This is a genomic window from Janthinobacterium sp. GMG2, from assembly GCF_033949445.1.
In the GTDB taxonomy this organism is placed as follows: domain Bacteria; phylum Pseudomonadota; class Gammaproteobacteria; order Burkholderiales; family Burkholderiaceae_D; genus Janthinobacterium; species Janthinobacterium aestuarii.
The window spans coordinates 295,796-319,950 of record NZ_JAXAWA010000008.1 but is presented as its reverse complement, the minus strand read 5'-3'; the positions used below and the strand labels follow the sequence as shown (position 1 = coordinate 319,950).

The window sequence follows — 24,155 nt, the reverse complement described above, 5'->3', positions numbered from 1 at the left end:
GGCTCAGGACTTCGCTTTGTAGTTGCGCACAGCCGTCAGGCTGTCGGACAAGGTTGGCATTTCGATGGCCAGGTTGCTGCCCTGCACCTGGCGCAGCAGCGCTTGCGCCGTCTGCGTGCTCTTGGCGCGGGTGTCGAAATACTTGGCCAGCGCATCCTGCGCAGCGATCAAGTCGTTACGGAAAGCCGTTTCATTACGCGACAACAAAGCCATGCGGGCATTGAGCAGGCGCAGCTTGACGTTTTCGCGCAAGAAATACGATTGCGTCGGCGACAGCATCAGCGCTTCCGGCGTATCGACGCGGCGGATACGGATCAACTGGCGCACGTCGGCCCACATGTCGCCGCTCCAGGTATTGAAGCCGTCGCGCACTTTTTGCAGCATCGGTTCCGGCGCAGGCGGACCCACCAGCTTGCCGGCGGCATCGCGCACGGGCTTGGCCTTGCCCGGTTTTTCCGGCGCGGCCGGCAAGGCCGGCGTTTCGTCTGACAGCATCGGCAGCGAGTCGATCTGGGCGATCACGGCGTCGAGGCGCAGGGCCACGCCCGTCGAATCGACGCTAGGGAGGGCCTTGAGTTTTTCCATGTCGCGCCCGATGGCGCGGCGGATGGTGATGAATTGCGGCTTGTCCGAGCGCGACAGGCTGCGGTCTGCGTTTTGCAGGGCGATCAGCGCGCCGGGCACGTTGCCGGCCAGTTGCAGTTGCTGGCTGGCCGTCGACAGCACTTGCTCGATTTCCGTCAGCGCCCACTCGTCGCGGTTCTTCGACAAGTCGTTATACAGTTGTTCCAGGGCCAGCTGCTGGCTTTGCGTTTCGCTCTGGCGGTTTTCCAGCGCGCCCACCTTGATTTCCAGCTCTTTCGTGCCTTCTTGCACGTTGCGCGCCAGCACGCCCGTTTCGGCGTTGCTGACATCGCCCTTTTGCAGGCGCTTGGCCACTTCTTCGCGCAGGTTGCGGATCTGCTTGCTGGTCGACCAGCTTTGCGCAGCCAGCAGCACGGCCAGCACGATGACGGCGATGCTCATGGGCTTTTGCAGCTGTTCCAGCAAGGTCGGCGCGCGGCCGGCAGGTTGGTCGGCCGCCTGCGGCGCCGTCTTCACGGCGCTGCCAGGCGTTGCATTCGGTTCGGAGAGTGTAGGCATTTCGTTCATGGTCGTGATTGTAACGCGGCGAGCACTCCTGCGTCGCCTGATCCTGTCAGGGTGACACGGGCAAAACCCAGGGCCGCCGCCGTTTGTGCAATGCGGGCGTGCGGCACGATCAGATGCTGCTGTTGCATTTTCACAACAGCCGTCTTTTCAGCATCCAATTCCTCCAGCAGCGCCAGCAAACCGCGCAGCGCTTCCGAGCTGGTGATGATCCAGTCATTATTATGCTGCAACAGCTTTTCCAGGGTCGCCCGCAAGGCCGGCGTCAGCGTCGGCACCTTGCGGCGGTAGGCCGTAACGAACTCGACTTCGGCGCCGGCCGCGCGCAAGCCGTCGGCCAGGTAATCGCGTCCGCCATCGCCGCGCACGATCAGCACGCGCTTGCCGCGCAGGGCCGGCAAGTCCAGCGCCAGCAGTAAATGTTCGGAATCGCTGCGCGCCGTGTCGAGCGGGCTGGTGATGGCCGCGTTGGCGTCCGTCACGCCATGCGCTGCCAGGGCCATCTTGCTGCCCTCGCCCACGACGGCCAGCGGCACACCTGGCGGCCACGCGGGCAAGTGCGCAAAGACGCAATCGATGGCGTTCGGCGAGACGAACGCCACCAGGTCAAAATCGCGCAGGCGCGCCAGCACGGCCTGCAAGTGCGCGCATTCGTCCTCGCCGTCGAGCGCGTGGATTTCCAGCAGCGGCAGCAGCTGCACGGGCAAGCCCAGCGCCGCGATGTGGGCGGCCAGCGGCCCCGCTTGTTGCGCGGGCCGCGTGATCACCACGGTGTCAGGCATGCGGCGCCAGGCCTTCATGGTTGTCGGGCGTGACGGCGCACGAGGCGAGGATGCCGGCGGCGTCTTGCCCGCGCAGCAGTTCGGCCACTTGCTCGCCCAGCAGTTCCGGCGCGCCAGCCGGACCACTGACGTCGGCGCTGGCCATGCGCGCGCCGTCCGGCGTGGCGACCATGGCGCGCAAGCGCATCTGTTCACCTTCGACTGTAGCGAACGCGGCCAGCGGGATCTGGCAGCTGCCGCCGAAAATCTTCGACACCTTGCGCTCGGCCGTGACGGCTTGGGCCGTGGCCGCGTGGTTCAGCGGCGCCAGCAGGCGCACGAGGTCGGCGCCGTCCGCGCGCCCGCTGCGGATCTCGATCGCCATGGCGCCCTGGCCTGCCGCCGGCAGGCTGTCTTCCGGCGCCAGCACGGCGCGGATGCGCGATTCGAGCCCCAGGCGCTTCAGGCCGGCGGCGGCCAGGATGATGGCCGCGTAATCGCCACGGTCAAGCTTGCCCAAACGCGTATCGAGATTGCCGCGCAGGGGCAGTATGGTCAGGTGCGGATAACGGGCGGCGATCAGCGACTGGCGGCGCAGGCTGCTGGTGCCGACGACGGCGCCGTGCGGCAGCTCGGCCAGGCTGGCGTAATCGTTCGACACGAACGCGTCGCGCGGGTCTTCGCGCTCGAGGATGGCGGCCAGGGCAAAGCCTTGCGGCAACTCCATCGGCACGTCTTTCAGCGAATGCACGGCCAGGTCGGCGCGGCCCTCTTCCATCGCCACTTCCAGCTCCTTGACGAACAGGCCCTTGCCGCCTACCTTGGACAGGGCGCGGTCCAGAATCTGGTCGCCGCGTGTGGTCATGCCGAGAATTTCAACGCTACACTGCGGATACAGGGCGGCCAGGCGCGCACGCACGTGTTCGGCTTGCCACATGGCCAGACGGCTCTCGCGCGTGGCGATCACCAGGCGGGCAGGAATATTCAATTCGTTCGGGGTCAATTCGGATGCTTTCAAAACAAGTTCTTTCGCTGTGGCTGTCGTTGTCATTGTCGTTGCCATTTCGCCCGTCCGATATCAATTTGTATCGGAATGGCGCCCGGCGTCGCTATAATCGTTATCCCTTGGCCTAGAAGGCCAAGTCAGGCTAGCGTCCATGTTGAAGACCACAAATTTTATCATGCGCCCCCTCCCCTCTGCGGCCAAACGCCCGGTGCGATCCACATTCCCTTGCTTTTACACTTACTTTGGTTCTTTATTATGCTCAATGACGCAGTAGCACCAGAAATAGTTCCAACGGCCGGCTCCGACAAGGACGCGCCGCTGAAAGAAGACATCCGCCTGCTGGGCCGCCTGCTGGGCGACGTGCTGCGGGAACAGGAAGGCGACGCCGTCTTCAATGTGGTGGAAACCATACGCCAGACTTCCGTACGCTTCCGCCGCGAAGCGGACGCGGACGCGGCCCTGGAACTGGACGCCATGCTCAAGGAACTGAGCCGCGAACAGACGATTTCCGTCGTGCGCGCCTTTTCCTACTTTTCGCACCTGGCCAACATCGCGGAAGACCAGCACCACATCCGCCGCCGCCGCGCCCACCTGCTGGCCGGCTCGCCGGCGCAAAAGGGCAGCGTCAGCTTCGCGCTGAAAAAACTGCGCATGGCCGGCGTGCCGCGCAAGACCGTCGACACCTTCTTCCAGGACGCCCTGATCGCGCCCGTGCTGACGGCCCACCCGACGGAAGTGCAGCGCAAGAGCATCCTCGACGCCGAGCACGACATCGCCCGCCTGCTGGCCGAGCGCGACCTGCCGCAGACGCCGAAAGAACGGCAAGCCAATATGCAGCTGCTGCGCTCGCGTGTCGCCACCCTGTGGCAGACGCGCATGCTGCGCTACTCGAAGCTGACGGTGGCCGACGAGATCGAAAACGCCCTGTCCTACTACCGCATCACCTTCCTGCGCGAACTGCCGGGCCTGTATGACGATATCGAGGAAGACATCGCCGCCGAGTACCCGAACGGCGACGGCACGATAGAACCGATTAATGCCGCCTACGTGCAGATGGGCAGCTGGATCGGCGGCGACCGCGACGGCAACCCGAACGTCAACGCGGGCACCATGCAGCACGCACTGGCGCGCCACGCCACCACCATCCTCGATTTCTACCTCGACGAAGTGCACGCGCTGGGCGCGGAATTGTCCGTCTCGACCCTGATGGTGGGCGTGAGCGCCGAACTGCAGGCGCTGGCCGACCAGTCGCCGGACGCTTCGCCGCACCGCAGCGACGAACCGTACCGCCGCGCCCTGATCGGCATCTATGCGCGCCTGGCCGCCACGGCCCGCGCGCTGGGCGCCACCAACATCCTGCGCAAGGAAGTGGGCCCGGCCGCCGCCTACCCTGACGCGGCCGCGTTTGTGGCCGACTTGCGCACCATCGTCGCCTCGCTCGAATCGCACCACGGCGCCGCCCTCGTGCGCCCGCGCCTGGCCACCCTGGCGCGCGCGGCCGACATCTTCGGTTTCCACCTGGCGTCGCTCGACATGCGCCAGACCTCCGACGTGCACGAGCGCGTGCTGGCCGACCTGTTCGCGAAAAGCGGCGTGGCCGCCGATTACACGGCCCTGTCCGAGGAAGGCAAGCAAGCGCTGCTGCTGAACGAACTGGCCCAGCCGCGTTTGCTGTATTCACCCTACATTGCCTACGCCACGGAGACGGATTCCGAGCTGGCGATCCTGCGCGCGGCGCGCGACATCCGCCAGCGCTACGGCGCGCGGGCGATTCGCAACTACATCATCTCGCACACGGAAACCGTGTCCGACTTGCTGGAGGTATTGCTGCTGCAAAAAGAAACAGGCTTGCTGCGCACCGACTGGAAAACAGAAGGCGACGGCGACAGCACGTGCGAGCTGATGGTCATCCCCCTGTTCGAGACGATCCCCGACCTGCAGCGCGCGGCCGGCATCATGAGCCAGGTCATGGCCTTGCCCCTGGTAAAACAATTGATCGCCAAGCAGGGACAGCTGCAGGAAGTCATGCTCGGCTATTCCGATTCGAACAAGGATGGCGGCTTCCTCACGTCGAACTGGGAACTGTACAAGGCGGAACTGGCGCTCGTGTCCGACTTTCAAAAGGCCGGCGTCAAGCTGCGCCTGTTCCATGGCCGCGGCGGCACGGTGGGCCGTGGCGGCGGCCCCAGCTACGAAGCCATCCTGGCCCAGCCGCCGGGCACCGTCAACGGCCAGATCCGCCTGACGGAACAGGGCGAGATCATCGCCTCGAAGTTTTCCAACGCGGAAATCGGCCGGCGCAACCTGGAATTGCTGGTCGCCGCCACCCTGGAAGCGAGCCTGGCGCCGCAGGAAGCCAATCCGGCCCGCAACGGCCAGCTGGCGCAGTTCGAAGCCGTGATGGCGCAATTGTCGGACCTCGCCTATCACGCCTACCGCCACCTCGTGTATGAAACGCCGGGCTTTACGGAGTATTTCTTCTCGGCTACGCCGATTGCGGAAATCGCCGAGCTGAACCTCGGTTCGCGCCCCGCCTCGCGCAAGGCCAACCAGCGTATCGAAGACTTGCGCGCCATTCCCTGGGGCTTTTCCTGGGGCCAGTGCCGCTTGCTGCTGCCGGGCTGGTTCGGCTTCGGCAGCGCCATCGAAGCCTGGATCAATCAGGCCGACGGCGATGCGAAAGATGACAGGATCGCCACCCTGCGCGCCATGTACGCCGAATGGCCATTCTTTGCCACCCTGCTGTCGAACATGGACATGGTGCTGGCCAAGACCGACCTGGCGATCGCCTCGCGCTATGCGGAACTGGTGGCGGACCAGGGCTTGCGCGAACGCATCTACAAGCGCATCACGGACGAGCATGGCAACACCTTGCGCTGCCTGGAGCTGATCACCGGCAATACGGAACGGCTGGCGGGCAATCCGCTGCTGGCCCGCTCGATCCAGAACCGCTTCGCCTATCTCGATCCGCTGAACCACTTGCAGGTGGAATTGATCAAGCGCAACCGCACCCTGTCCAACGCCGGTAAAGTCGACGAACGGGTGCACCGCGGTATCCAGCTGTCGATCAATGGCGTGGCGGCAGGCTTGCGCAACACGGGCTGATCACGTCAAGCTGCCATCGGCAGGCAGGGGCCGGCACCGCAAGGGCCGGCCCTTTTGCTTGCCCAATGGAAAAATATTCTCAAGAAAGCAACATTTGGTATTACACTAGCGTGGAATATCTTCCCCCCACTCCGGCGCCAGGCGCACCGCAGCGGCCAACCACGACGCCAGGAATGCGGATGAGCAAATGGTCGATTGAAACGCTGGGTGCGGCATGCGCCGCCATCATCCTGGTCGTGCTGGGCTGGCTGGCGGGCGCGGCCTGGCAGGAACTCAACTTCTGGGAACATGTCTGGCTGTCGCTGCTGCTGGCGGCCGCTGGCGGCATCGCACTGTGGCTGCTGCGCGTGCTGCGCAACCACCTGGCCAGCACGCGACTGCAGCTCGACGCCAGCGTCATGCGCTACCGCGACCTGAGCGAGACGGCGCAGGACGGGATGTGGCAAACGGACGCGGAAGGCACGATATTGCATCTCAACCAGCGCCTGTGCGACATGCTGGGCATTCCGGCGGAAAAGCTGCTGGGCCACAAGATGAGCGAATTCCACGATGAAGCGACCTTGCTGCGCCTGTGCCCGCTGAGACGCACGCAGGAACACAGCTGCATGGGCGAACTGCAGTACTGGCACAGCGACGGATCGGAACGCTGGGCCATGATCAGCGGCCGCTGCCTGTACGACCAGCTGGGCACCTTGACAGGCGCGCTCGTGCTGGCCAACGACATCACGGAACACAAGCGGGCCGAACACGCGCTCAGCGTCGCCCATGCGGAGCTGGAAAGCCGCGTGGCCCTGCGCACGGCCCAGCTGCTCGACGTGAATCTCCAACTGTCCGCGGAAATCGCCATGCGCGCGCAAACGGAAGCGGCCCTGGCGCGCAGCGAGGAACGGCTGCAGGACATCATTTCCATGATGCCCCTGTCGCTGTTCCTCAAGGATGCCGATTCGCGCATCTTGCTGATGAACCAGGCCTGCGAACAGCAATGGGGCGTGCGCCAGCAGGACATCGCCGAAGGACGCGACCTGCAGCACTTTCCCAAGGAGCAGAACATGGGCTTCCACGCGGCGGACCGGGAAGCGTTTGCCAGCCGCAAGGTGGTGATCCGCGAAGAATTGGTATGGAACGCGCAGTTGCAGGAAAACCGCCTGGTGCAGACACACAAGAAACCCGTATTTGACGACGACGGCCGGCCGCAGATGATCATCGCCATGGCCATCGACATCACCGACAGCAAGCGCAACGAGGAAAACCTGGAACGCACCCTGGCCCAGCTGCGCGAATTGACCGACCACCAGCAAACCATCAAGGAAGAAGAGCGGCGCCGCATCGCGCTCGACATTCATGACGACCTGGGCCAGAACCTGATGGTGCTGCGCATCGATGTGTCGCTGCTGCACGCGCGCACGGCCAAGGGCCATCCGCGCCTGCACCGCCACGCGCAGCGCGTGCTCGACACCATCGATACCACCATCCGCTCCGTGCGCACCATCATCAATGACTTGCATCCCAGTACTCTCGAGCTGGGACTGGGCCCCGCGGCCGAATGGCTGATCCGCCAGATGGAGGGCCGCGGCGCCATCCGCTACCGGCTCAAGCTCGACAGCGAGGCGCCGGACCTGGGCCTGGACCAGCGCCAGACGTCGGCCATCTTCCGCGTGCTGCAGGAATCGCTGTCGAACATCGTGCGCCATGCCCAGGCCAGCGAAGTGGAAGTGGCGCTGGAGCAGGACGCGGACGCCATCGTGCTGCGCATCAGCGACAACGGCATCGGCATGCAGCCGGGCGACCACGGCAAGCGGGCCGCCTTCGGTCTGAAAAGCATACGCGAACGTGTCCACGCGCTGGGCGGCGAACTGCGTATCGACAGCCAGGCCGGCCAGGGCACGGTGCTGGCCATCCACCTGTCGCGGGCCAGGAAAGGCGCGCCAGTCAACCATGACGCAACACAAGAATTAGCAAAAACAGTAGAAAATTAAGTATGTATTTTCGACATTAAAAAGTATAGTAAGTTTTTTCTTTGAGGAAACTATCATGCCGCCACGGTTCTCCCGCCTCCCCGCCCCACTGCTCGGCCTGTGCCTGCTGGCCGCCGTCTCCACCGCCAGCGCCACCATCTATGCCGAACGGGGCTTTGGTGAAAGGGATGGCAATGGCAGCATCGCGTCCGACCTGAACCCGGCGGGCCTGGTGGCCGGCATCATCATGGAGGAAGAGGGACGGCGCCGCGCCGTGACGTACCAGCATGGCCGCATCCGCGAGCTGGGCACCTTGGGCGGCGATGAAGGTTTCACCAAGGCCATCAATATCCATGGCGTGGTGGTCGGTTCGGCGCAGACGGCCAGCGGCGCCTGGCACGCCTTCCGCTACGATGCGGCGGGCGGCATGCGCGACCTGGGCACGCTGGGCGGCACCAGCAGCTACGCCACGGCCATCGCGCGCGGCGGCCAGGTGGCCGGCTATGCCGATACCAGCGGCGGCGATTTCCACGCCTTTGTGACGCAAGCCGACCACAGCCTGCAAGACCTGGGCACCCTGGGCGGCGCCAGCAGCTATGCCAGCGGTCTGAACAGCCATGGCGTGGTGGTGGGCACGGCCCAGCGCGGCGATGGCTACCGCCGCGCCTTCGTCTACCGCCCCGGCGCGGGCATGCAGGAAATCGGCACCCTGCCCGGCGGACGCATCAGCTCGGCCACCGCCATCAACGACGCGGGCCTGATCGTGGGCGCCTCGGAAACGGAAAAGCGGCGCTGGCACGCCTTTGCCTGGGACGGCAAGCGCATGCTCGACCTGGGCGCCATGATCGGCCAGGGCGACAGCTACGCCACGGCGGTCAATGCGGCCGGACACGTCGTCGGCAGCGTCAACATCAACGGCTATGAACCGATGACCTTTGTCTACAAGGAAGGCGTGATGACGGTGCGCCGCCGCGACGACGGCCTGTACCTGACCAACAAGATCACGGACGCCGGGCTGGTGGTGGGCGCCGTCTACACGGGGCATAAATTCCAGGCCTTCGCCGTGCCGTCGCAAGCGTCGCCGCCACCGCCGCGCCGCAACCCGCTGGACTGGCTGTTCCTCACCTTCATCCTCGGCGCCAGCGGCGTGGCGCTGTACAAGCTGCAGCGCCATCACCGCGCCGGCCTGCCAGGCCAGCGCACGTATTTTATGTAAGCAACGCTGGGGATGGACGAAAAAAAAGAGGCTTGCGCCTCTTTTTTTTGTGACTGCTTAGTTTTGCGTCAGGAAAGTTTTCAGCTTGTCCGAACGCGAAGGCTGGCGCAGCTTGCTCATGGCTTTCGCCTCGATCTGGCGGATGCGCTCGCGCGTCACGTCGAACTGCTTGCCCACTTCTTCCAAGGTGTGGTCGTTCGACATTTCCACGCCGTAACGCATGCGCAGCACTTTCGCTTCGCGCGGCGTCAGGGAGTCGAGCACTTCCTTGATCACGTTGCGCATCGATGCGTGCAGCGCGGCGTCCAGCGGCGCCAGGGTCGTGTTGTCTTCGATGAAGTCGCCCAGTTGCGAATCGCCATCTTCGCCCATCGGCGTTTCCATGGAAATCGGCTCTTTCGCGATCTTCATGATTTCGCGCACCTTGTTTTCCGGCATTTCCATCTTGACGGCCAGAGTCGCCAGGTCCGGCTCGCTGCCCGTTTCCTGCATGATCTGGCGCGAGATGCGGTTCATCTTGTTGATCGTTTCGATCATGTGCACCGGCACGCGGATGGTGCGGGCCATGTCGGCGATCGAACGCGTGATCGCCTGGCGGATCCACCAGGTGGCGTAGGTCGAGAACTTGTAGCCGCGGCGGTATTCGAACTTGTCGACAGCCTTCAGCAAGCCGATATTGCCTTCCTGGATCAGATCGAGGAATTGCAAGCCGCGGTTGATGTATTTCTTGGCGATCGAAATGACCAGACGCAAGTTGGCGACCGTCATTTCGCGTTTTGCGTGACGCGCACGCTTTTCGCCGGCAGCCATCTGCTTGTTGATCTTGCGCAAGTCAGCCAGCGGCAAGGCCACGCGCGCTTGCAGGTCGATCATCTTCTTTTGCAGTTCCTTGACGGCAGGCACGTTGCGGCTGAGGATGGCGCTGTACGGATACTTGCAATCGACTTCGCGGTCGACCCATTCCAGGTCGCATTCATTGCCCGGGAACACCTTGATGAAGTGGGCGCGCGGCATGCCGCATTTGTTCACGCACAGTTCCAGCACGGCGCGCTCGATGTGGCGCACTTCTTCCATCTGGCCGCGCAGGGTGTCGCACAGCTTTTCCACGACCTTGGCCGTGAAGCGGATGCCCAGCAATTCCTGCGAAATGGCTTCCTGTGCCTTGATGTAGGCTTTCGAGTTGTAGCCCTCGGGCGCCTTGCGCATCTTGTCGTACTGCGTCGAAATGACGTTGAATTTCTCCAACGCATTCTTTTTCAGCTGCGCCAACTGCTCGCTCGAGAAACCGGCCGCGCCGCCATTGGCGTCGCCGTCTTCTTCCTCGGCTTCTTCTTCCTCTTCCTCGTCGTCACCGCTGGCGGCGGCAGGCGCGGCGGCAGCGGCTGGCGCCGGGGCATTGCTTTCGTTCAGATCGACGAAGCCGTCGACCACTTCATCGACCTTGATTTCGTCGCGCGCGATTTTTTGCGACAGCGCGACGATTTCGCCGATCGTGGTCGGGCAGGCGGAAATGGCCTGGATCATGTCTTTCAGGCCGCCTTCGATGCGCTTGGCGATCTCGATCTCGCCTTCGCGCGTCAGCAGCGCCACGGCGCCCATTTCACGCATGTACATGCGCACGGGGTCGGTGGTGCGGCCGAAGTCGGAGTCGACGGTCGACAAGGCGGTCGCGGCAGCCGCTTCCACTTCATCGTCGCTGGTGACGGTGGCGACGTTGTCAGTCAACAACAGGCTTTCCGCGTCAGGGGCGCGCTCGTAGACGGCGATGCCCATGTCGTTGAACGTGGCGATGATGCCTTCGATCGCTTCCGGATCGATGATGTTTTCCGGCAATTGGTCATTGATCTCGGCATAGGTGAGGAAACCGCGTTCCTTGCCCATGTTGATCAAGCCCGTGATCTGCTTGCGGCGGCGTTCCAGGTCCGCTGCCGATGCTTCCGGATCGCCCAGTGCATCGGCCAGGCCGCCCTTGGCCTTGCGGTCGCGCGCTTTCGACACAGCCTTCAGTTCGGCGCGTTCGACGGCGTTCAGTGCTGCCACTTCATCGTTTTCCGGCGTGAATTCGCTCGGTTTGCGGCCACGGCGGCCTGGCACCTTGACGGTCGGCAGGAAGTAATTCGACGTATCGATGGCGGCCAGGGCGTCGGCGTCCGTGGTCTTGCTGACCACTTGCGCGCCGGTGATGATGGTCACGGGCGCCGCTTCCGGCTTGGCGCGCACAACTTTCGAACGGGCTGCCGTCACCACTTTGTTCGTGGCGGCGCTTTCGCTGACCTTGCGCGGCGCGGCCGGAGCCTTGGCGCCAGGGGCGATCTTCACGCTTGGCGTCTTCGCCGGGGCGGCTTCAGCGGCCTCGGTCACGTCGGCAACAGCCTCGGCGGCTGGCGCGCTGACGGCCGCTTCCGCAGCCGTATCGGCCGGTGGCACGGCGGCCAGGCGCGAGCGGCTTTTCTTCACCACCGTGACGACGGTCGGCGCCGTCGTGACGGTAGCTTCCGGATTCGCTTGCGCATTATCGATGAAGTAAGATAAAGTCGTTTTGGGTACGGCAAGTGGTGCCGCGGCTGGGCGTGGCGCCTTGGCGGACAACGTTAAAGTTTTTGGCGTATTCTTCATGAGATATCTCTTAATGCGAGACCAGATGGTGTCGGCGCGAAGTGAATGATTCCACCTAAGCCTGCGAAACCGGACTCGATGGAGCGTATTGTTGCGGCTACCGTGTTAACGGCAGCGGCGCCTGTCTATCGGGACGTTCAAAGCCCGCGCATCCGTCATGCGGAGCGGCGGGGCCGAAGCCGGGTCAGATAAATAAGCGATGTACATTGCGGAATGAAAAAAAGCCCGTACCAGAACGGGCTTGAATCTATTGTTGTTCAGTGAAGACACAGCGGAGAGCAAGATTATGCACGAAGGCCAGTTATCTGGATAATTGATAAGAGGAATATCCGATATCAAAAATACTAATAATTGGGATCCTGTACCGCACTGCTCCTATCCCCTGCACACCTGAGCCAGACCGTCAAAAACGGGGTCCAGTCATCAGCGCAAGCCGACATTATACACATTTCCCGCATTTCGCGCTGCGTCCGCTGTAGCGCGGACCCGCCTATCGCAGCGCAAGTTGAGCGCAAGTTGCCAAAAAAGACAATGCACTTGCCTGTGGCGCGTGCTATGCTCCCCTTTTATAGCCCAACCAATGATGTCGATGACCAGCTCCACGCCAGACCAGCAAGCCACCACTCCTGACACGCCAGTCGATGCAGCCCCAGCGGCGGCACCGGCCGCAGCGACCACGCCGGCGCCTGCCGGCCTGACCGCGCGCGCCCTGCTGAAGCAGTTCCAGGAGCAATTCCCGCCATTCCGCGATTGCCTGCCCTTGTCGATCGGTATCGACAAGCAGATCCTGGCACGCCTGCCGGACCTGGACCGCAAGCTGATGCGCACGGCGCTGGGCATCCACACGGGTTCGCTGCGCTACCTGCGCGTGATGGAAAAAGCCAAGGTACGCTACGACCTCGACGGCACGGCCGGCGCGGAAGTGACGCAAACCCACCGCGACCACGCCACGCAAGTATTGCAGCAGCGCTTCAAGAAGGAAGCCGAGCGCAAGAAAGCCGAGCGCGATGCAGCGGCCGCCGAAGAAGCAAACCGCTTGCGCCTGGAAAAACTGAATCAGCTGACCGCGAAATTCTCGCGCAAAGGCTGATCCGGTTTCATGGACACAGCTGCCGCACCGCCACTGCCCCCGTATCAAGGCATCGCCCTCGACCACGTCAAGCTGGTACGCACCAGCGATGATGCAAAAGCGGCCATGGCCGCCCTGCTGGCAGCGGACGCCATCGGCTTCGATACGGAATCGAAGCCGACGTTCGTCAAGGGCGAGTCTTCCACGGGCCCCCATCTGATCCAGCTGGCCACCGACGACATCGCCTACCTGTTCCAGGTGGGCAGCACGCCGGCGCCGGCCCTGGCCGAACTCAAAGCCATCCTCGAATCGACCACCACCCTGAAAGTGGGTTTTGGCCTGTCCGACGACGTCAAGCGCCTGCGCAACAAGCTGGGCATCGCGCCAGCCCAGGTGCTCGACCTGTCCGTCGCCCTGCGCGGCGGCCAACGCAACGACCTGGGCGCGAAGACGGCCGTGGCCAAGTTCTTCGGCCTGCACCTGCAGAAATCGAAAAAAATCTCCACCACCAATTGGGCCACCTCGCGCCTGACGGAAAAGCAGATCCTGTACGCGGCCGACGATGCGCAAGTGGCCCTGCGCGTGTACCGCCGCTGGATCGCCGAAGGCGGCAAGGTCACGCCGCAAAAAGCCCCGCGCGCCAGCACGCCACCGGCCCCGCCGCCCGCTCCCGCCTGAAGCTGGCGCCTTTCCGCAGCATGAACAAGAACAAGTCCATCGGCACCACGCTTGAGGCGATCGCCGCCGCCGAACAGGCGCTGGGGCGAGCGCTGCCCGCGTCCTACGTGCAATGGTTGTTGGTCAACAATGGCCGCGCGCTGGGCGCCTTGAGCATATTTCCCGTCTACGACGCGGCCAATGCGCGCAAGACGTGGGAATCAATCGAGCGCCACTACAACACGGGCTGGCAGGAATGGCTGAGGAATGTGGGTGGCGGCAACGAGGCCAGCGCCCTGCTGCCCTTCGCCCAGTTCGGCACGGGCGATTACTATTGTTTTGACTATGCGCAAACGGGGCCATCGGGCGAGCCCGTGGTCGTGCTGTGGTCGCATGAAACAGGCGCCACCAGCGTGGTGGCGCCCGACTTTGCGTCATTCCTCATACTGCCCGGCCGGCCGGGCTAAAACCCGGCGGCCGGCGCAGCCTTATTTGACCAGGCGCAAGGTCAGCGGATAGCGGTAAGTGATGCCATTGCTGGCCTTGACGGCCGCGACGATCGAGCACACCAGGTTGGCCAGCGCCACGATCCAGAACAGGAACAGGCCGATCAGCACGAACGACAGGATGAAGCAGGCGAAATACCAGATGATCAGGGTGATCTGGAAATTGAGCGCTTCGCGGGCGTTCTCGGCCGAGAATTTATCCGCATCATCCTTCTTGATCAGGTAAATGATCAGCGGCGCCACCCAGCTGGTGAACAGGCCGCCAACATGGGACAGAATGGCCATCGTCGTATCTTGCGTACGACCCACTTCCGGCTGCGTGTTATCCATTATCATTCCCATCATTAGTTATAGATACATCAATATAACAGCAATATTTCCTTTTGGAATGAAACACTTGCTGGTGCAAGGGACTTTTTTCATGTGCCGCTTGCCGCCGCCTGCGCCAGCCGTCCCAGGGTGGCGATGGCCTCTTCCAGTTGCGGACTCCACGGGTGGCCGTAATTGAGGCGAATGCAGTGGCGAAATGCGCGCGTGGCGGAAAAGATGGGGCCGGGCGCAATGCTGATGCCGGCCGCCAGCGCGCTGCGGTGCAAGGCCAGCGCATCGATACCCACGGGCATTTCCACCCAGACAAAATAGCCGCCCTGCGGCCGCGTCACACGCGTGCCGGGCGGAAAATGCACGGCGATGGCTTGCAGCATGGTGTTTTGCTGCGCCGCCAGGGTCAGCCGCAGCTGGCGCAAGTGACGATCGTAGCCGCCCTGCGCCAGGTAGTCGGCCAGCGCCATCTGCAGGGGGATGGGTGCCGACAGGCTGGTCGTCAGTTTCAGGCGCTCGACCTGGCGCGCATAGCGGCCCGCCACGGCCCAGCCCAAACGAAAACCGGGCGCCAGGGTCTTGGAAAACGAGCTGCAATGCATGACGAGACCCGCGCTGTCGTGACTTTTCGTCAGACCGGGGCGCTGCTTGCCAAAGTACAGCTCGCCATACACGTCATCCTCGATCAGCGGCACGCCATGGCGCGCCAGCAGTTCAACCAGCGCGCGCTTCTTTTCCGGCGGCATCAGGCTGCCCAGGGGATTCTGGAAACTCGTCATCAGCCAGCACGCCTTGGGCTGGTGACGCTGCAACAGCTCTTCCAGCGCGGTCAGGTCGACGCCATCGCGGGGGCTGGTGGCAATTTCCACGGCCTTGAGTTCCAGCCGCTGCAGCGCCTGCAAACAGGCATAGAAGCTGGGCGACTCGATCAGCACCGTGTCGCCGGGCCGAGTGACGGCTTGCAGGCACAGGTTCAGCGCTTCCAGCGCGCCATTCGTGATGACGATGTCGTCGCTGGAAACGGGCACGCCGTCGAGCTGGTAGCGCAGCGCGATCTGGCGGCGCAGTTCCGCATTGCCCAGCGATAAATCCGTGACGGTGCTCCACGGGTCGAGACGGCGCATGCTGGCAGACACGGCCCGCGCCAGCCGTTCCATGGGAAACAGATGCGGGCTGGGAAACGCCGAGCCGAAGGGCACGATATCGCGCGCGCCCACGGCGCCCAGCACTTCGAACACGAGGTCGCTGACGTCAACCGTGGTGCTGGCGGCCAGCGGATGGGAACTGTCCGGCTCGGGCGCCAGCGCGGCGCGCTGCGGCGCCACGTAATAGCCGGAGCGGGGACGCGAGACGATCATGCCGCGCGCTTCGAGCAAATAATACGCCTGGAACACCGTCGACGGGCTGACGCCCCTGCGCGCATGCTGCTGGCGCACGGACGGTAACTTATCGCCAGGCAGCAACAGCTGCGCGCTGATCATGGCGGCGACTTCTTCCGCCAATTCCTCATATCGTTTCAACCCTGCTCCTCAAACTGATCCGTAGTTTTATTGCACAACTGATCCTGTCACAGTAACAGCACCCGGTATATGCTAGGCTCATAAAAATTAGCCGGGCAGCAACACCGGTACACAATATCGACCGACGAGACAGGCTATTTTCCATGCAACTCTCCATGCTACCGCATTCCCTCTCCATGCTGGCCCTGGCCCTCGTGCTGCCCGGCATGGCGCTGGCCGCGCCCGCCGCGCTGCCAGCCAGCCACGACAGCCTGGAGCAACGCATCAAGGCGTGCACGTCCTGCCATGCGCAACAGGAAAAGCACGACGCCTTCTTTCCCCGCATCGCCGGCAAGCCTGCCGGCTACCTGTACAACCAGCTGCTGAACTTTCGCGAGGGACGGCGCCAGTATCCACTGATGAACTATATGGTCGAACACTTGTCTGACGATTACCTGCGCGAAATTGCCGAGTATTTTGCGGCACAGCACCCTGCCCCGCCGCCGGCCCAGCCCAGCAGCGCTGGCGCGACGGCCCTGGCGCGGGGACAGCAACTGGTGCTGCGCGGTGACGCCGGCAAAAAGATTCCCGCCTGTATCGCCTGTCACGGCCAGCAGCTGGCCGGCGTGGCACCCGCCATCCCCGGCTTGCTGGGCTTGCCGCGCGACTATATCAATGCCCAGCTGGGCGCGTGGAAGAACGGCATCCGCCGCGCCCATGCGCCCGACTGCATGGCGCAAGTGGCGCAGCGCCTGTCCGACGCGGATGTGGGCGCCGTCTCGGCCTGGCTGGGCACGCAGGTGGCCAGCGCCGATGCCCGCCCCGCCAGCAGCAGCACCGTGCCCTTGCCGCTGCATTGCGGCGGCGTGCCTGGTTCCAGCGCGCAGGTGGCGCCATGAAAAAATGGATGATCGCGGCGGGCTTGCTGCTGATTACCGGCGGCAGCGCCACATTCCTGCTGTATCCAGCGGACGACCCGGGCCCGCCCGCCGTGGCCAGCACCCTGAGCCAGGAACAGCTGGTCGCGCGCGGCGCCTACCTGGCCAAGGCGGGCGACTGCATGGCTTGCCACACGACGCGCGGCGGCGTGCCGTATGCGGGTGGACGGGCCTTGCAGACGCCGTTCGGCAAGGTGCTCTCGCCCAACATCACGGCGGACAAGGAAACAGGCATCGGCAGCTGGACGGCCGACGATTTCTGGCGCGCCATCCACAACGGCAAGTCGAAGGATGGCCGCTTGCTGTATCCGGCCTTTCCCTACACCAGCTACACCAAGGTGCAGCGCGAAGACAGCGACGCCCTGTACGCGTATTTCCAGAGCGTGCCGCCGCACAAGCAGGCGAACGCGCCGCACGCGCTGCGCTTTCCCTACAACCAGCAGATTGCGCTGGCCGCCTGGCGCGCCCTGTATTTCAAGCCGGGCGTGTACCAGCCGCTCACAAACAAAAGCATGGAATGGAACCGCGGCGCCTACCTGGTGCAGGGCCTGGGCCACTGCAGCGCCTGCCATAGCAGCCGCACGACCCTGGGCGGCAGCGACGACGGCCTGTCGGGCGGCCTGATCCCCGTGCTGGGCTGGTACGCGCCGTCGCTGACGTCGGATGCGGAAGCGGGTCTCGGCGACTGGGATACGGCGCATATCGTGGAATTGCTGCAAACGGGCGTGTCGCCGCGCGCCACCGTCTTCGGCCCCATGGCCGAAGTCGTGCGGCAAAGCTTGCAGCACATGAGCACGGCCGACGTGCAGGCGATGGCCGTCTACCTGAAAAGCCTGCCCGGTCCCGCGCAGCCCGCACAACGGGCACCGCGCGACACGTCGGAACAAGCGAGGCAGCAACTGGCGCTCGGCGCGAAACTGTATGAGGCGCAATGCGCGAGCTGCCACCAGGCCGACGGCAAGGGCGTGCCGCCAGGCTACCCGCCGCTGGCCGGCAACCGCGCGCTGACGACGCAGTCGGCCGTCAACGCCATCCGCCTCGTGCTCAATGGCGGCTTTGCGCCCGGCACCCGAGGCAACCCGCGTCCCTACAGTATGCCGCCGTTCGGCCCCGTCATGGATGATGCGGAAGTGGCAGCCGTGGTCACCTATCTGCGGGCGTCGTGGGGCAATGATGCGCCGGCCGTGTCGGCGCTGGAAGTCAATAAATACCGCAGCGTGCCGCTGGAATAGGAGGCATGAAAAAGCCGGCTTGCGCCGGCTTTTTCATGAACCACAGCAATCCTCAGCGGAACTTGCTCTTGTGCCCCGTCTTCAAGTCCAGCGCATAGCGCACGCCATTGTCCGTCAGCATGACTTCATCGGGCGGCTCTTCGCCGGCCAGGGCGCCGTCGATCAAAGGCAAGCCTTCACCCTTGCGCATCAGGTCGTCGCAGCGCTCGTACACGTTGGCGCAACCGGTGGATGCCATCAGCGATTGCACGATGGCCACTTTCCACGCGTCGACGCCGCCGGCGTTGAATTCGCAGATCAGATAGCCTTGCACGCCGCCAAACAGCTGCACCACGAGGCCCGGCAAGCCCTCGTCCTCGCCCTTGATCAGGGTCAGCAGCTGGTTTTCGCCCGCCTTCTTGATGGCTGGCAGTTTTTTCTCGATGGCGGCCTTGACTCTGCGCTTGATCAGCGCGTGGTCGACCGGTTCGTCTTCCTTGAAGCTCCAGATGCGCGCGCGGATCTGCGACTTCGAATTGTAGGCGGCGCGGGCGATGAACTGCTTCGACGAGCTTTGCACGATGGCGGTCGAGCCGGGCTTCATTTTTTCCTGCGGCTTGCCTTCGACTTTTTCAATCGCGGATGCGTAAATCCACGATTGGCCCAGCAAGCTCTTTTCCTTGCCCTGTTTGATGGTGATGATCAGCATGTAATTCCAGTAGTGTGAGCGGCGCGTGCCGCCCGTCGTATGTCCCACCGACATAATACCTCATGCCATCCTGTCGCAGCCTCCTGCATTCCATGCCGCTGCTGGCGCAGTCTGTCGCAGGACGGTACGCAGACGCGGCCGGCTGGCATACCATGCTCTCATACCAATTCCAACAGGGAGCAAGAATGACACCGATACTTTTCCACCGCCGCCACCGCCGCCACGCCAGCGCCGCGGCCGCCCTGCTGCTGGCCGCCTGCGCGCTGGCCATCCCTGCCGCGCCGGCGCTGGCGTCGCCGCTCGACTGGATTTCCGGCAACAGCATCCAGGGCAGCGGCAAGCTGCAAAAGCAGACGCGCGACGTGGGCAGTTTCCATGCCGTGGCGCTGAACGTGCCGGGTACGGTCGAACTGCGCATCGGCAACACGGACAGCGTCACCATCGAAGCGGACGACAATATTCTGCCGCTGATCGACACGGCCGTGGAAAACGGCACCCTGCGCATCCGGCCCGCCAAGCGCAACGCCAACTTCCGCCAGAGCAGCCTGACCATCGTCATCCAGGCGCGCCATGTGGAGCGCGTCAGCGTGGGCGGCTCGGGCAACATCACGGCAACGGGCTTGCGCGCCGAGAACCTGCGCTTCGACGTGGGCGGTTCCGGCTCCATCCACGCGCGCGACCTCGACAGCCGCCAGGTGTCCATCGCCATCGGCGGCAGCGGCAGCTTCAAGGCCAGCGGCAAGACGGAACAACTGACGGCATCGATCGGCGGCTCGGGCAATATCGAGGCGGGCCACCTGGCCGCGCGCGAAGTGCAGGTGAGCATCGGCGGCTCGGGCGAAGCCACCGTGTGGGCCAAGCAAGACTTGGCCATCAGCATCGGCGGTTCTGGCGAAGTGAGCTACTACGGCGACCCGCGCATCAGCCGCAGCATGCAGCGTTCGAGCAGCATCCGCCGCCTGGGCAGCGCGCCGAATTAATCAAGCGCAATGCAAAAAGCCCGGATCGCTCCGGGCTTTTTGCGTTTCAGACAGCCGACATCAGCGGGCCGGCTTGACCGGTTCGCGGTCGATCAGGACCGTGTTGACGCTGTCCGTCAGCCAGATCTGGCCATCCTGGATCGTGCATTGCAGTTGCATGTTGCGCTGCGCCAGCTTGCTCATGTCTTGCGCCGCCTCGGATGGCAGGTTGATCACGGTCAAGTTCTTCGCCCGTTCCAGTTTATTCGCGATCTGCTTCCACCAGATGTGGCTCGTTGCGCCATAGCTGTAGACGATGACCTGTTCCGAACGTCCGCACGCCTTGAGGATGCGCTTTTCGTCGGGCTGGCCCACTTCGATCCACAGCTGGATGGCGCCCGTCAAGTCTTTCTGCCACAGGTCGGGCTCTTCCGTGTCGAACAGGCCCTTGGTAAAGGTCAGCGCCTCGTCGGCATGGATGGCGAACGCCAGCAGGCGCACCATCATGCGCTCGTCCGTTTCGGACGGGTGGCGCGCCAGGGTCAGCGCGTGATCCTGGTAGTAATTGCGGTCCATGTCGGCGATCTGCAGATCGGCTTTGAAAATTGTTGCTTTGAGGGCCATCGTGTTTCTGTCTCGGTAAAGTGAATAGTGAAGTCGGTATCAGCGGAAAACCACCGTCTTGTCGCCATTTTTCAGGATGCGGTGCTCGACGAACCATTTCACGGCGCGCGCCAGCACCACGCACTCGACGTCGCGGCCGATGGCCGTCAGGGTTTCCGCATCCATCGCATGGTCGACGCGCTCGACGTCCTGCTCGATGATCGGGCCTTCGTCCAGGTCGCCCGTGACGAAATGGGCCGTCGCGCCGATCAGCTTGACGCCGCGGTGATGCGCCTGCGCATACGGCTTGGCGCCCTTGAAGCTGGGCAGGAAGGAATGGTGGATATTGATGGCGCGGCCATCGAGCGCCTGGCACAGGCCCGGCGACAGGATTTGCATGTAGCGCGCCAGCACCACCAGGTCGATCTTGTGCGTGTCCATCAGGTCGATGATCTTCGCTTCCTGCGCCAGCTTGGCCGCTTCCGGCGCGCCGGTGGCCAGCGGCAGGTGGTGGAAGGGAATATTGTAGCTGGCCGCCAGCTGGTAGAACTCCATGTGGTTCGACACGATGGCGGGAATTTCCACGTTCAGCAAGCCGCTCTTGTAGCGGAACAGCAAATCGTTCAGACAGTGGCCGATCTTCGACACCATCAGCATGACGCGCGGCTTGACGCGCGCATCGTGCAATTGGCCATGGAAAGCGCCGTTCAGCTGCATGGCTTGCGACAGGTCGGCGAAGTCGCTGCGCAACTGGGCGTCGCTGACGGCGCCGTCTTCCAGCGCGAAATGCACGCGCATGAAGAACAGCTGGGATTCCTGGTCGCCAAATTGGGCGGAATCGAGGATGTTGCAGCCGTGTTCGGCCAGGAAGCCGGAGACGCGGTGCACGATGCCGCGCTGGTCCAGGCAGGACAGGGTCAGGATGTATTCGGGATGCGTCATGGTCGCGGAATCAGGTAAAAAGTAAGGCTATGCTCGGCTCAGCCACGCGCGCCGGCCATCGGCTGCGCTGCCGCGAGCCGGCTATTGTCGCACGGCCGGGCCTGTAAACATGCATTTTCCACACAAGCGGCATGGCTGCCGACTGCGGCGGCCTGATTGACGTTCATTTGATCTGGCACAAAGTGATCGCGTTTTTCCATCTGCCGGACCCCATTCTCGCGCCAAACCGGCATCTGCCATGGAACCTGGCACGCCGTTGGGCGTCTATCTCTTTGCTTGTTTCACCACACGTCGCACCCGGCGCACCGGGTGTTTCCCGGATCAGTTTTTCATTGAGGTAGAACATGTTCACAAACAGTATTTCCCCCAGTCTCAGCCCCGCCCTGAAGTCCCATCTCGAGGCCCAGTGCAGTTTCGCCACGGAACTATCGCGCAAGATGTTCGATACGGTGCAGCAATTGAGCGAGCTGCATCTGCGGCTGGCGCAAGACCTGCTGCAGGAATGGAGCAACGCCAGCCAGCAACTGCTGTGCGCACGCGACACGGGCGAGTTCATGTCGATGGCCGCCGGCCAGCTGCAGCCAAGCGGCAACAAGCTGCGCCAGTACCAGCAGCAACTCGGCAATCTCGTCGCCAACGCCAATGTCGAAATGAACCGCACGGCAGAAAATCACCTGCCCGAAGCGCGCCGCACGGCCGTGGCCTTCGCTGACGAAGTGGTGCGCAAGACGGCGGAAGAAACGGAAAAAGCCGCGCAACGCCAGCGTGAAATGATTGAAAAAATGCATGCCACGGGCCACCGCGACGGCGCGGGCAGCAGCCGCGATACCAGCAGGCAATCCGAGCAGGCGCATTGAGCACCTGCATTGACCACTTGACCCCACTCGACAGCAAGGAGAGCGACATGGCTAGCAATCAAGGAAATGAACAGGGCAAAGGCGCTGGCAGCAGCCAGAAAACCAGCGAATCGGGCAGCGCCAAAGGCACGAGCAAACGCGGTTTCGCCGCCATGAATGAGGAGCAGCAACGCGAAATTGCCAGCAAGGGCGGCCAGGCAGCCCATCAAAAAGGCACGGCGCATGAATTCGACTCGGAAGAAGCACGCCGGGCCGGGCAGAAAGGCGGCGAAGCCGTCAGCCGCAACCGCGAACACATGGCGGAAATCGGCCGCAAAGGCGGCGAAAGCCGGCAATCGGCCCAGCGCGCCAATGAAAGCCGCAGCACGGCGGCGCGCGGCGGCGGCACTGGCCGGCAGGGCGGCAAGGACGAAGACGACAAGGGCTGACCAGAGTTGACAGGACTGCCCGGGCTGAGCGGCTTGGCCCGGCAGCGCACGACTTGACGCAGGAAGGCGCGGGGCGGCCCTGGCGGCCCCATGCAAGGGCTGGCGCAGCGCCGGGGGCGGCGGTATGGTACATTCTCGCCTTACCGACACCTCCGCGCCACCTCCCGCCCTTTCCCGCATGCAGCCATCCCTGAAATACCTGAGCGCCTATTCCGAACAAACGCAAGCGCAAGTGCAGCAACTGATCGCACAGGACAAGCTCGGCGACGTCCTGTTGAAACGCTATCCGAACGCGCACGATGTGCGCAACGACAAGGCTTTGTATCAGTATGTGCAGGACTTGAAGAATGAATTTCTGCGCAATGCCGAGCCCATCAACAAGGTGGCGTTCGACAGCAAGATCCATGTGATCCAGCATGCGCTGGGCTTGCATACCTCGATCTCGCGCGTGCAGGGCGGCAAGCTCAAGGCCAAGCATGAAATCCGCGTGGCCACCATGTTCAAGGAAGTGCCGCTGGAATTCCTGCGCATGATCGCCGTGCACGAACTGGCGCACGTCAAGGAAAAGCAGCACGACAAGGCGTTCTACAAGCTGTGCACGTATATGGAACCGCAATACCACCAGTACGAATTCGACGTGCGCCTGTACCTGACCCAGCTCGACCTGTCAGGCCAGCGCCTGTGGTCATGAAGTCCTGGTCATGACATCCATGTAAAAATGCCGCCCGGCATACAACTGGGCGGCATTTTTACTGATGCGCCGGCATGACCGGCGCCATGTTCAAGCTCAGGCGGCGTTTTTGCGGCGAAGCATGAAGCCCATCAGGCCCAGACCGCCCAGCAGCATGCCGTAGGTGGCCGGTTCCGGCACGGCGCTGACAGTGGCGGCGATATTGTCTACCTGGAAGGTGTGCAAGGCGCCTTCCTTCCACGTTGCCGACAGCAGATTGCTGAAACCTGTAAACGTGTAATCGGCAAAGGTGTGGCCGCCACCGAGGGTGAAGGTCTGGCTCACCGTGCCGCCGCCCACTTGGTGGCCGACGAACGTCACGTCAAAGGAACCGGGCAAGCTCACGAAGTCGGCCAGGCTGATCGAGCTCAGCGAGAAAGCGGCGCCATCGGCACGGCTCAGGGTGGTCGTCGACAGTGGGGTCGCGCCGAGACCGGCCGAGCCGGCATAGGCGAAGCTATCCTGGTGCGCCGAGCTCAGCAGGCCGAGGAAGCTGCTGTCGAAGTTGTAGCCGCCTTCGGAGTAGGAATTGAACACGGAACCGAAGTAGCCTGGTTGTTCCAGCGAATCAAAGCCGATGGTGGTGGTTTGTGCGTGGGCGCCGCCAGCAGTAGCGAGAACGGCGGCGACAGCGGTCGCTCGCAAGAGGGTCATTGGTTTCAAAATAGCATCCTTTCGAGATGATGAAGTAGCGTGGTTGTGGCAACTTGAAACGGCTCGGCACCTTTTTTGGGGAGTCTGTACAGCGCTCGTCGGTGTCCGATATTCCTAACTTTTGAACCCTGACAGTAGACCACAGCCATGATTAAAAATCATCTTCATTTTCAAAAAAACATGCTTCTAGAGCAATTTTATAGCCATATTTTTATTAATTAAGTCATTCAGCCCGATCAATTTTCCCGTGCAGAAATAAAAAAG

23 protein-coding genes are annotated in these 24,155 nt (G+C 63.3%); 12 read left to right on the top strand and 11 right to left on the bottom strand.

The features are described 5' to 3' along the window. Nucleotides 1-3 precede the first annotated feature (3 nt). The 3 genes from SKZ59_RS25400 to hemC are packed head-to-tail and all read right to left on the bottom strand — an operon-like array spanning nucleotide 4 to nucleotide 2,928. Nucleotides 4-1,152: a uroporphyrinogen-III C-methyltransferase gene (locus SKZ59_RS25400; protein ID WP_058049383.1), complete on the bottom strand. Its 1,149-nt coding sequence runs from the start codon at nucleotides 1,150-1,152 to the stop codon at nucleotides 4-6. After that, entirely contained in the window at nucleotides 1,149-1,931 is a 783-nt protein-coding gene (locus tag SKZ59_RS25395) for a uroporphyrinogen-III synthase (RefSeq protein ID WP_319993319.1), read from the bottom strand. Before SKZ59_RS25395 ends, SKZ59_RS25400 begins: the two co-directional genes overlap by 4 nt. Continuing rightward, nucleotides 1,924-2,928, bottom strand: a complete 1,005-nt coding sequence (gene hemC / locus SKZ59_RS25390; protein WP_319993318.1) for a hydroxymethylbilane synthase — start codon at nucleotides 2,926-2,928, stop codon at nucleotides 1,924-1,926. The genes SKZ59_RS25395 and hemC overlap by 8 nt, the downstream gene beginning before the upstream one ends. Nucleotides 2,929-3,171: 243 nt before the next feature. Between hemC and ppc the strand changes: the two genes are divergently transcribed. The 3 genes from ppc to SKZ59_RS25375 all read left to right on the top strand — a co-directional run bounded on the left by ppc (nucleotide 3,172) and on the right by SKZ59_RS25375 (nucleotide 9,192). Continuing rightward, complete coding sequence (gene ppc, locus SKZ59_RS25385) at nucleotides 3,172-6,021, top strand: phosphoenolpyruvate carboxylase (RefSeq protein ID WP_319993317.1); 2,850 nt, start codon at nucleotides 3,172-3,174, stop codon at nucleotides 6,019-6,021. Between the two features lie 179 nt (nucleotides 6,022-6,200). Further along, complete coding sequence (locus SKZ59_RS25380) at nucleotides 6,201-7,997, top strand: PAS domain S-box protein (RefSeq protein ID WP_319993316.1); 1,797 nt, start codon at nucleotides 6,201-6,203, stop codon at nucleotides 7,995-7,997. Between the two features lie 55 nt (nucleotides 7,998-8,052). Next, entirely contained in the window at nucleotides 8,053-9,192 is a 1,140-nt protein-coding gene (locus SKZ59_RS25375) for an HAF repeat-containing protein (protein ID WP_319993315.1), read from the top strand. 57 nt (nucleotides 9,193-9,249) lie between these two features. On the opposite strand, the gene rpoD is transcribed toward SKZ59_RS25375, so the two are convergent. Continuing rightward, nucleotides 9,250-11,808, bottom strand: coding sequence for an RNA polymerase sigma factor RpoD (gene rpoD / locus SKZ59_RS25370; protein ID WP_034758711.1), 2,559 nt, complete (start codon nucleotides 11,806-11,808; stop codon nucleotides 9,250-9,252). 580 nt (nucleotides 11,809-12,388) lie between these two features. Here rpoD and SKZ59_RS25365 point away from each other — a divergent pair. Genes SKZ59_RS25365 through SKZ59_RS25355 form a run of 3 tightly spaced genes read left to right on the top strand, consistent with a single transcriptional unit; the run spans nucleotide 12,389 to nucleotide 14,001 of the window. After that, nucleotides 12,389-12,898, top strand: a complete 510-nt coding sequence (locus SKZ59_RS25365; protein WP_034758713.1) for a ProQ/FINO family protein — start codon at nucleotides 12,389-12,391, stop codon at nucleotides 12,896-12,898. A 9-nt stretch (nucleotides 12,899-12,907) separates the two neighbouring features. After that, on the top strand, nucleotides 12,908-13,555 hold the full coding sequence (locus SKZ59_RS25360; RefSeq protein WP_070304052.1) for a 3'-5' exonuclease: 648 nt from the start codon (nucleotides 12,908-12,910) through the stop codon (nucleotides 13,553-13,555). A gap of 20 nt (nucleotides 13,556-13,575) precedes the next feature. Continuing rightward, on the top strand, nucleotides 13,576-14,001 hold the full coding sequence (locus SKZ59_RS25355; RefSeq protein WP_319993314.1) for an SMI1/KNR4 family protein: 426 nt from the start codon (nucleotides 13,576-13,578) through the stop codon (nucleotides 13,999-14,001). A 21-nt stretch (nucleotides 14,002-14,022) separates the two neighbouring features. On the opposite strand, the gene SKZ59_RS25350 is transcribed toward SKZ59_RS25355, so the two are convergent. Both SKZ59_RS25350 and SKZ59_RS25345 read right to left on the bottom strand, forming a co-directional pair. Next, entirely contained in the window at nucleotides 14,023-14,370 is a 348-nt protein-coding gene (locus SKZ59_RS25350) for a DUF4870 domain-containing protein (RefSeq protein WP_034758731.1), read from the bottom strand. 89 nt (nucleotides 14,371-14,459) lie between these two features. Then, nucleotides 14,460-15,881 (bottom strand): PLP-dependent aminotransferase family protein, encoded by a 1,422-nt coding sequence (locus SKZ59_RS25345; RefSeq protein ID WP_319993313.1) that lies wholly within the window; start codon nucleotides 15,879-15,881, stop codon nucleotides 14,460-14,462. A 155-nt stretch (nucleotides 15,882-16,036) separates the two neighbouring features. Here SKZ59_RS25345 and SKZ59_RS25340 point away from each other — a divergent pair, with 155 nt between their 5' ends. Beyond that, nucleotides 16,037-16,759 carry a c-type cytochrome gene (locus SKZ59_RS25340; protein ID WP_413774601.1) on the top strand — a complete coding sequence of 241 codons (723 nt, stop codon included), beginning with the start codon at nucleotides 16,037-16,039 and terminating at the stop codon, nucleotides 16,757-16,759. Continuing rightward, entirely contained in the window at nucleotides 16,756-18,030 is a 1,275-nt protein-coding gene (locus SKZ59_RS25335; protein ID WP_319993312.1) for a cytochrome c, read from the top strand. Before SKZ59_RS25340 ends, SKZ59_RS25335 begins: the two co-directional genes overlap by 4 nt. A gap of 52 nt (nucleotides 18,031-18,082) precedes the next feature. Here the strand turns inward: SKZ59_RS25335 and SKZ59_RS25330 are convergent, their stop codons facing one another. After that, the gene (locus SKZ59_RS25330) at nucleotides 18,083-18,718 is read right to left on the bottom strand and encodes an SAM-dependent methyltransferase (protein ID WP_034758744.1); all 636 of its coding nucleotides are present in this window, start codon (nucleotides 18,716-18,718) and stop codon (nucleotides 18,083-18,085) included. Nucleotides 18,719-18,903: 185 nt separating this feature from the next. Here SKZ59_RS25330 and SKZ59_RS25325 point away from each other — a divergent pair, with 185 nt between their 5' ends. Then, nucleotides 18,904-19,698: a head GIN domain-containing protein gene (locus SKZ59_RS25325; protein ID WP_319993311.1), complete on the top strand. Its 795-nt coding sequence runs from the start codon at nucleotides 18,904-18,906 to the stop codon at nucleotides 19,696-19,698. Between the two features lie 60 nt (nucleotides 19,699-19,758). On the opposite strand, the gene SKZ59_RS25320 is transcribed toward SKZ59_RS25325, so the two are convergent. Genes SKZ59_RS25320 through SKZ59_RS25310 form a run of 3 tightly spaced genes read right to left on the bottom strand, consistent with a single transcriptional unit; the run spans nucleotide 19,759 to nucleotide 21,422 of the window. Then, a complete protein-coding gene (locus SKZ59_RS25320) occupies nucleotides 19,759-20,301 on the bottom strand; it encodes a YaeQ family protein (RefSeq protein ID WP_034758748.1) in 543 nt (180 codons plus the stop codon). A 39-nt stretch (nucleotides 20,302-20,340) separates the two neighbouring features. Then, nucleotides 20,341-21,222 (bottom strand): formyltetrahydrofolate deformylase, encoded by an 882-nt coding sequence (gene purU, locus SKZ59_RS25315; protein WP_034758753.1) that lies wholly within the window; start codon nucleotides 21,220-21,222, stop codon nucleotides 20,341-20,343. A gap of 38 nt (nucleotides 21,223-21,260) precedes the next feature. After that, on the bottom strand, nucleotides 21,261-21,422 hold the full coding sequence (locus tag SKZ59_RS25310) for a hypothetical protein (RefSeq protein WP_319993310.1): 162 nt from the start codon (nucleotides 21,420-21,422) through the stop codon (nucleotides 21,261-21,263). 144 nt (nucleotides 21,423-21,566) lie between these two features. Between SKZ59_RS25310 and SKZ59_RS25305 the strand changes: the two genes are divergently transcribed. The 3 genes from SKZ59_RS25305 (at nucleotide 21,567) to SKZ59_RS25295 (ending at nucleotide 23,198) form a co-directional block, all read left to right on the top strand. Further along, entirely contained in the window at nucleotides 21,567-22,079 is a 513-nt protein-coding gene (locus SKZ59_RS25305) for a phasin family protein (RefSeq protein WP_072456539.1), read from the top strand. 47 nt (nucleotides 22,080-22,126) lie between these two features. Then, nucleotides 22,127-22,507, top strand: a complete 381-nt coding sequence (locus SKZ59_RS25300; RefSeq protein ID WP_034758763.1) for a KGG domain-containing protein — start codon at nucleotides 22,127-22,129, stop codon at nucleotides 22,505-22,507. Between the two features lie 178 nt (nucleotides 22,508-22,685). Then, complete coding sequence (locus tag SKZ59_RS25295) at nucleotides 22,686-23,198, top strand: YgjP-like metallopeptidase domain-containing protein (RefSeq protein ID WP_034758768.1); 513 nt, start codon at nucleotides 22,686-22,688, stop codon at nucleotides 23,196-23,198. A gap of 96 nt (nucleotides 23,199-23,294) precedes the next feature. Here the strand turns inward: SKZ59_RS25295 and SKZ59_RS25290 are convergent, their stop codons facing one another. Beyond that, the gene (locus SKZ59_RS25290; protein ID WP_413774600.1) at nucleotides 23,295-23,900 is read right to left on the bottom strand and encodes a PEP-CTERM sorting domain-containing protein; all 606 of its coding nucleotides are present in this window, start codon (nucleotides 23,898-23,900) and stop codon (nucleotides 23,295-23,297) included. Between the last annotated feature and the right edge of the window lie 255 nt (nucleotides 23,901-24,155).

Excerpts from the sequence above, each read along its gene's own strand:
- SKZ59_RS25400 (WP_058049383.1), bottom strand. The coding sequence starts at position 1,152 with ATGAACGAAATGCCTACACTCTCCGAACCGAATGCAACGCCTGGCAGC.
- SKZ59_RS25395 (WP_319993319.1), bottom strand. The coding sequence starts at position 1,931 with ATGCCTGACACCGTGGTGATCACGCGGCCCGCGCAACAAGCGGGGCCG.
- ppc (WP_319993317.1), top strand. The coding sequence starts at position 3,172 with ATGCTCAATGACGCAGTAGCACCAGAAATAGTTCCAACGGCCGGCTCC.
- SKZ59_RS25380 (WP_319993316.1), top strand. The coding sequence starts at position 6,201 with ATGAGCAAATGGTCGATTGAAACGCTGGGTGCGGCATGCGCCGCCATC.
- SKZ59_RS25375 (WP_319993315.1), top strand. The coding sequence starts at position 8,053 with ATGCCGCCACGGTTCTCCCGCCTCCCCGCCCCACTGCTCGGCCTGTGC.
- rpoD (WP_034758711.1), bottom strand. The coding sequence starts at position 11,808 with ATGAAGAATACGCCAAAAACTTTAACGTTGTCCGCCAAGGCGCCACGC.
- SKZ59_RS25365 (WP_034758713.1), top strand. The coding sequence starts at position 12,389 with ATGATGTCGATGACCAGCTCCACGCCAGACCAGCAAGCCACCACTCCT.
- SKZ59_RS25360 (WP_070304052.1), top strand. The coding sequence starts at position 12,908 with ATGGACACAGCTGCCGCACCGCCACTGCCCCCGTATCAAGGCATCGCC.
- SKZ59_RS25355 (WP_319993314.1), top strand. The coding sequence starts at position 13,576 with ATGAACAAGAACAAGTCCATCGGCACCACGCTTGAGGCGATCGCCGCC.
- SKZ59_RS25350 (WP_034758731.1), bottom strand. The coding sequence starts at position 14,370 with ATGGATAACACGCAGCCGGAAGTGGGTCGTACGCAAGATACGACGATG.
- SKZ59_RS25340 (WP_413774601.1), top strand. The coding sequence starts at position 16,037 with ATGCTACCGCATTCCCTCTCCATGCTGGCCCTGGCCCTCGTGCTGCCC.
- SKZ59_RS25335 (WP_319993312.1), top strand. The coding sequence starts at position 16,756 with ATGAAAAAATGGATGATCGCGGCGGGCTTGCTGCTGATTACCGGCGGC.
- SKZ59_RS25330 (WP_034758744.1), bottom strand. The coding sequence starts at position 18,718 with ATGCTGATCATCACCATCAAACAGGGCAAGGAAAAGAGCTTGCTGGGC.
- SKZ59_RS25325 (WP_319993311.1), top strand. The coding sequence starts at position 18,904 with ATGACACCGATACTTTTCCACCGCCGCCACCGCCGCCACGCCAGCGCC.
- SKZ59_RS25320 (WP_034758748.1), bottom strand. The coding sequence starts at position 20,301 with ATGGCCCTCAAAGCAACAATTTTCAAAGCCGATCTGCAGATCGCCGAC.
- purU (WP_034758753.1), bottom strand. The coding sequence starts at position 21,222 with ATGACGCATCCCGAATACATCCTGACCCTGTCCTGCCTGGACCAGCGC.
- SKZ59_RS25310 (WP_319993310.1), bottom strand. The coding sequence starts at position 21,422 with ATGGAAAAACGCGATCACTTTGTGCCAGATCAAATGAACGTCAATCAG.
- SKZ59_RS25305 (WP_072456539.1), top strand. The coding sequence starts at position 21,567 with ATGTTCACAAACAGTATTTCCCCCAGTCTCAGCCCCGCCCTGAAGTCC.
- SKZ59_RS25300 (WP_034758763.1), top strand. The coding sequence starts at position 22,127 with ATGGCTAGCAATCAAGGAAATGAACAGGGCAAAGGCGCTGGCAGCAGC.
- SKZ59_RS25295 (WP_034758768.1), top strand. The coding sequence starts at position 22,686 with ATGCAGCCATCCCTGAAATACCTGAGCGCCTATTCCGAACAAACGCAA.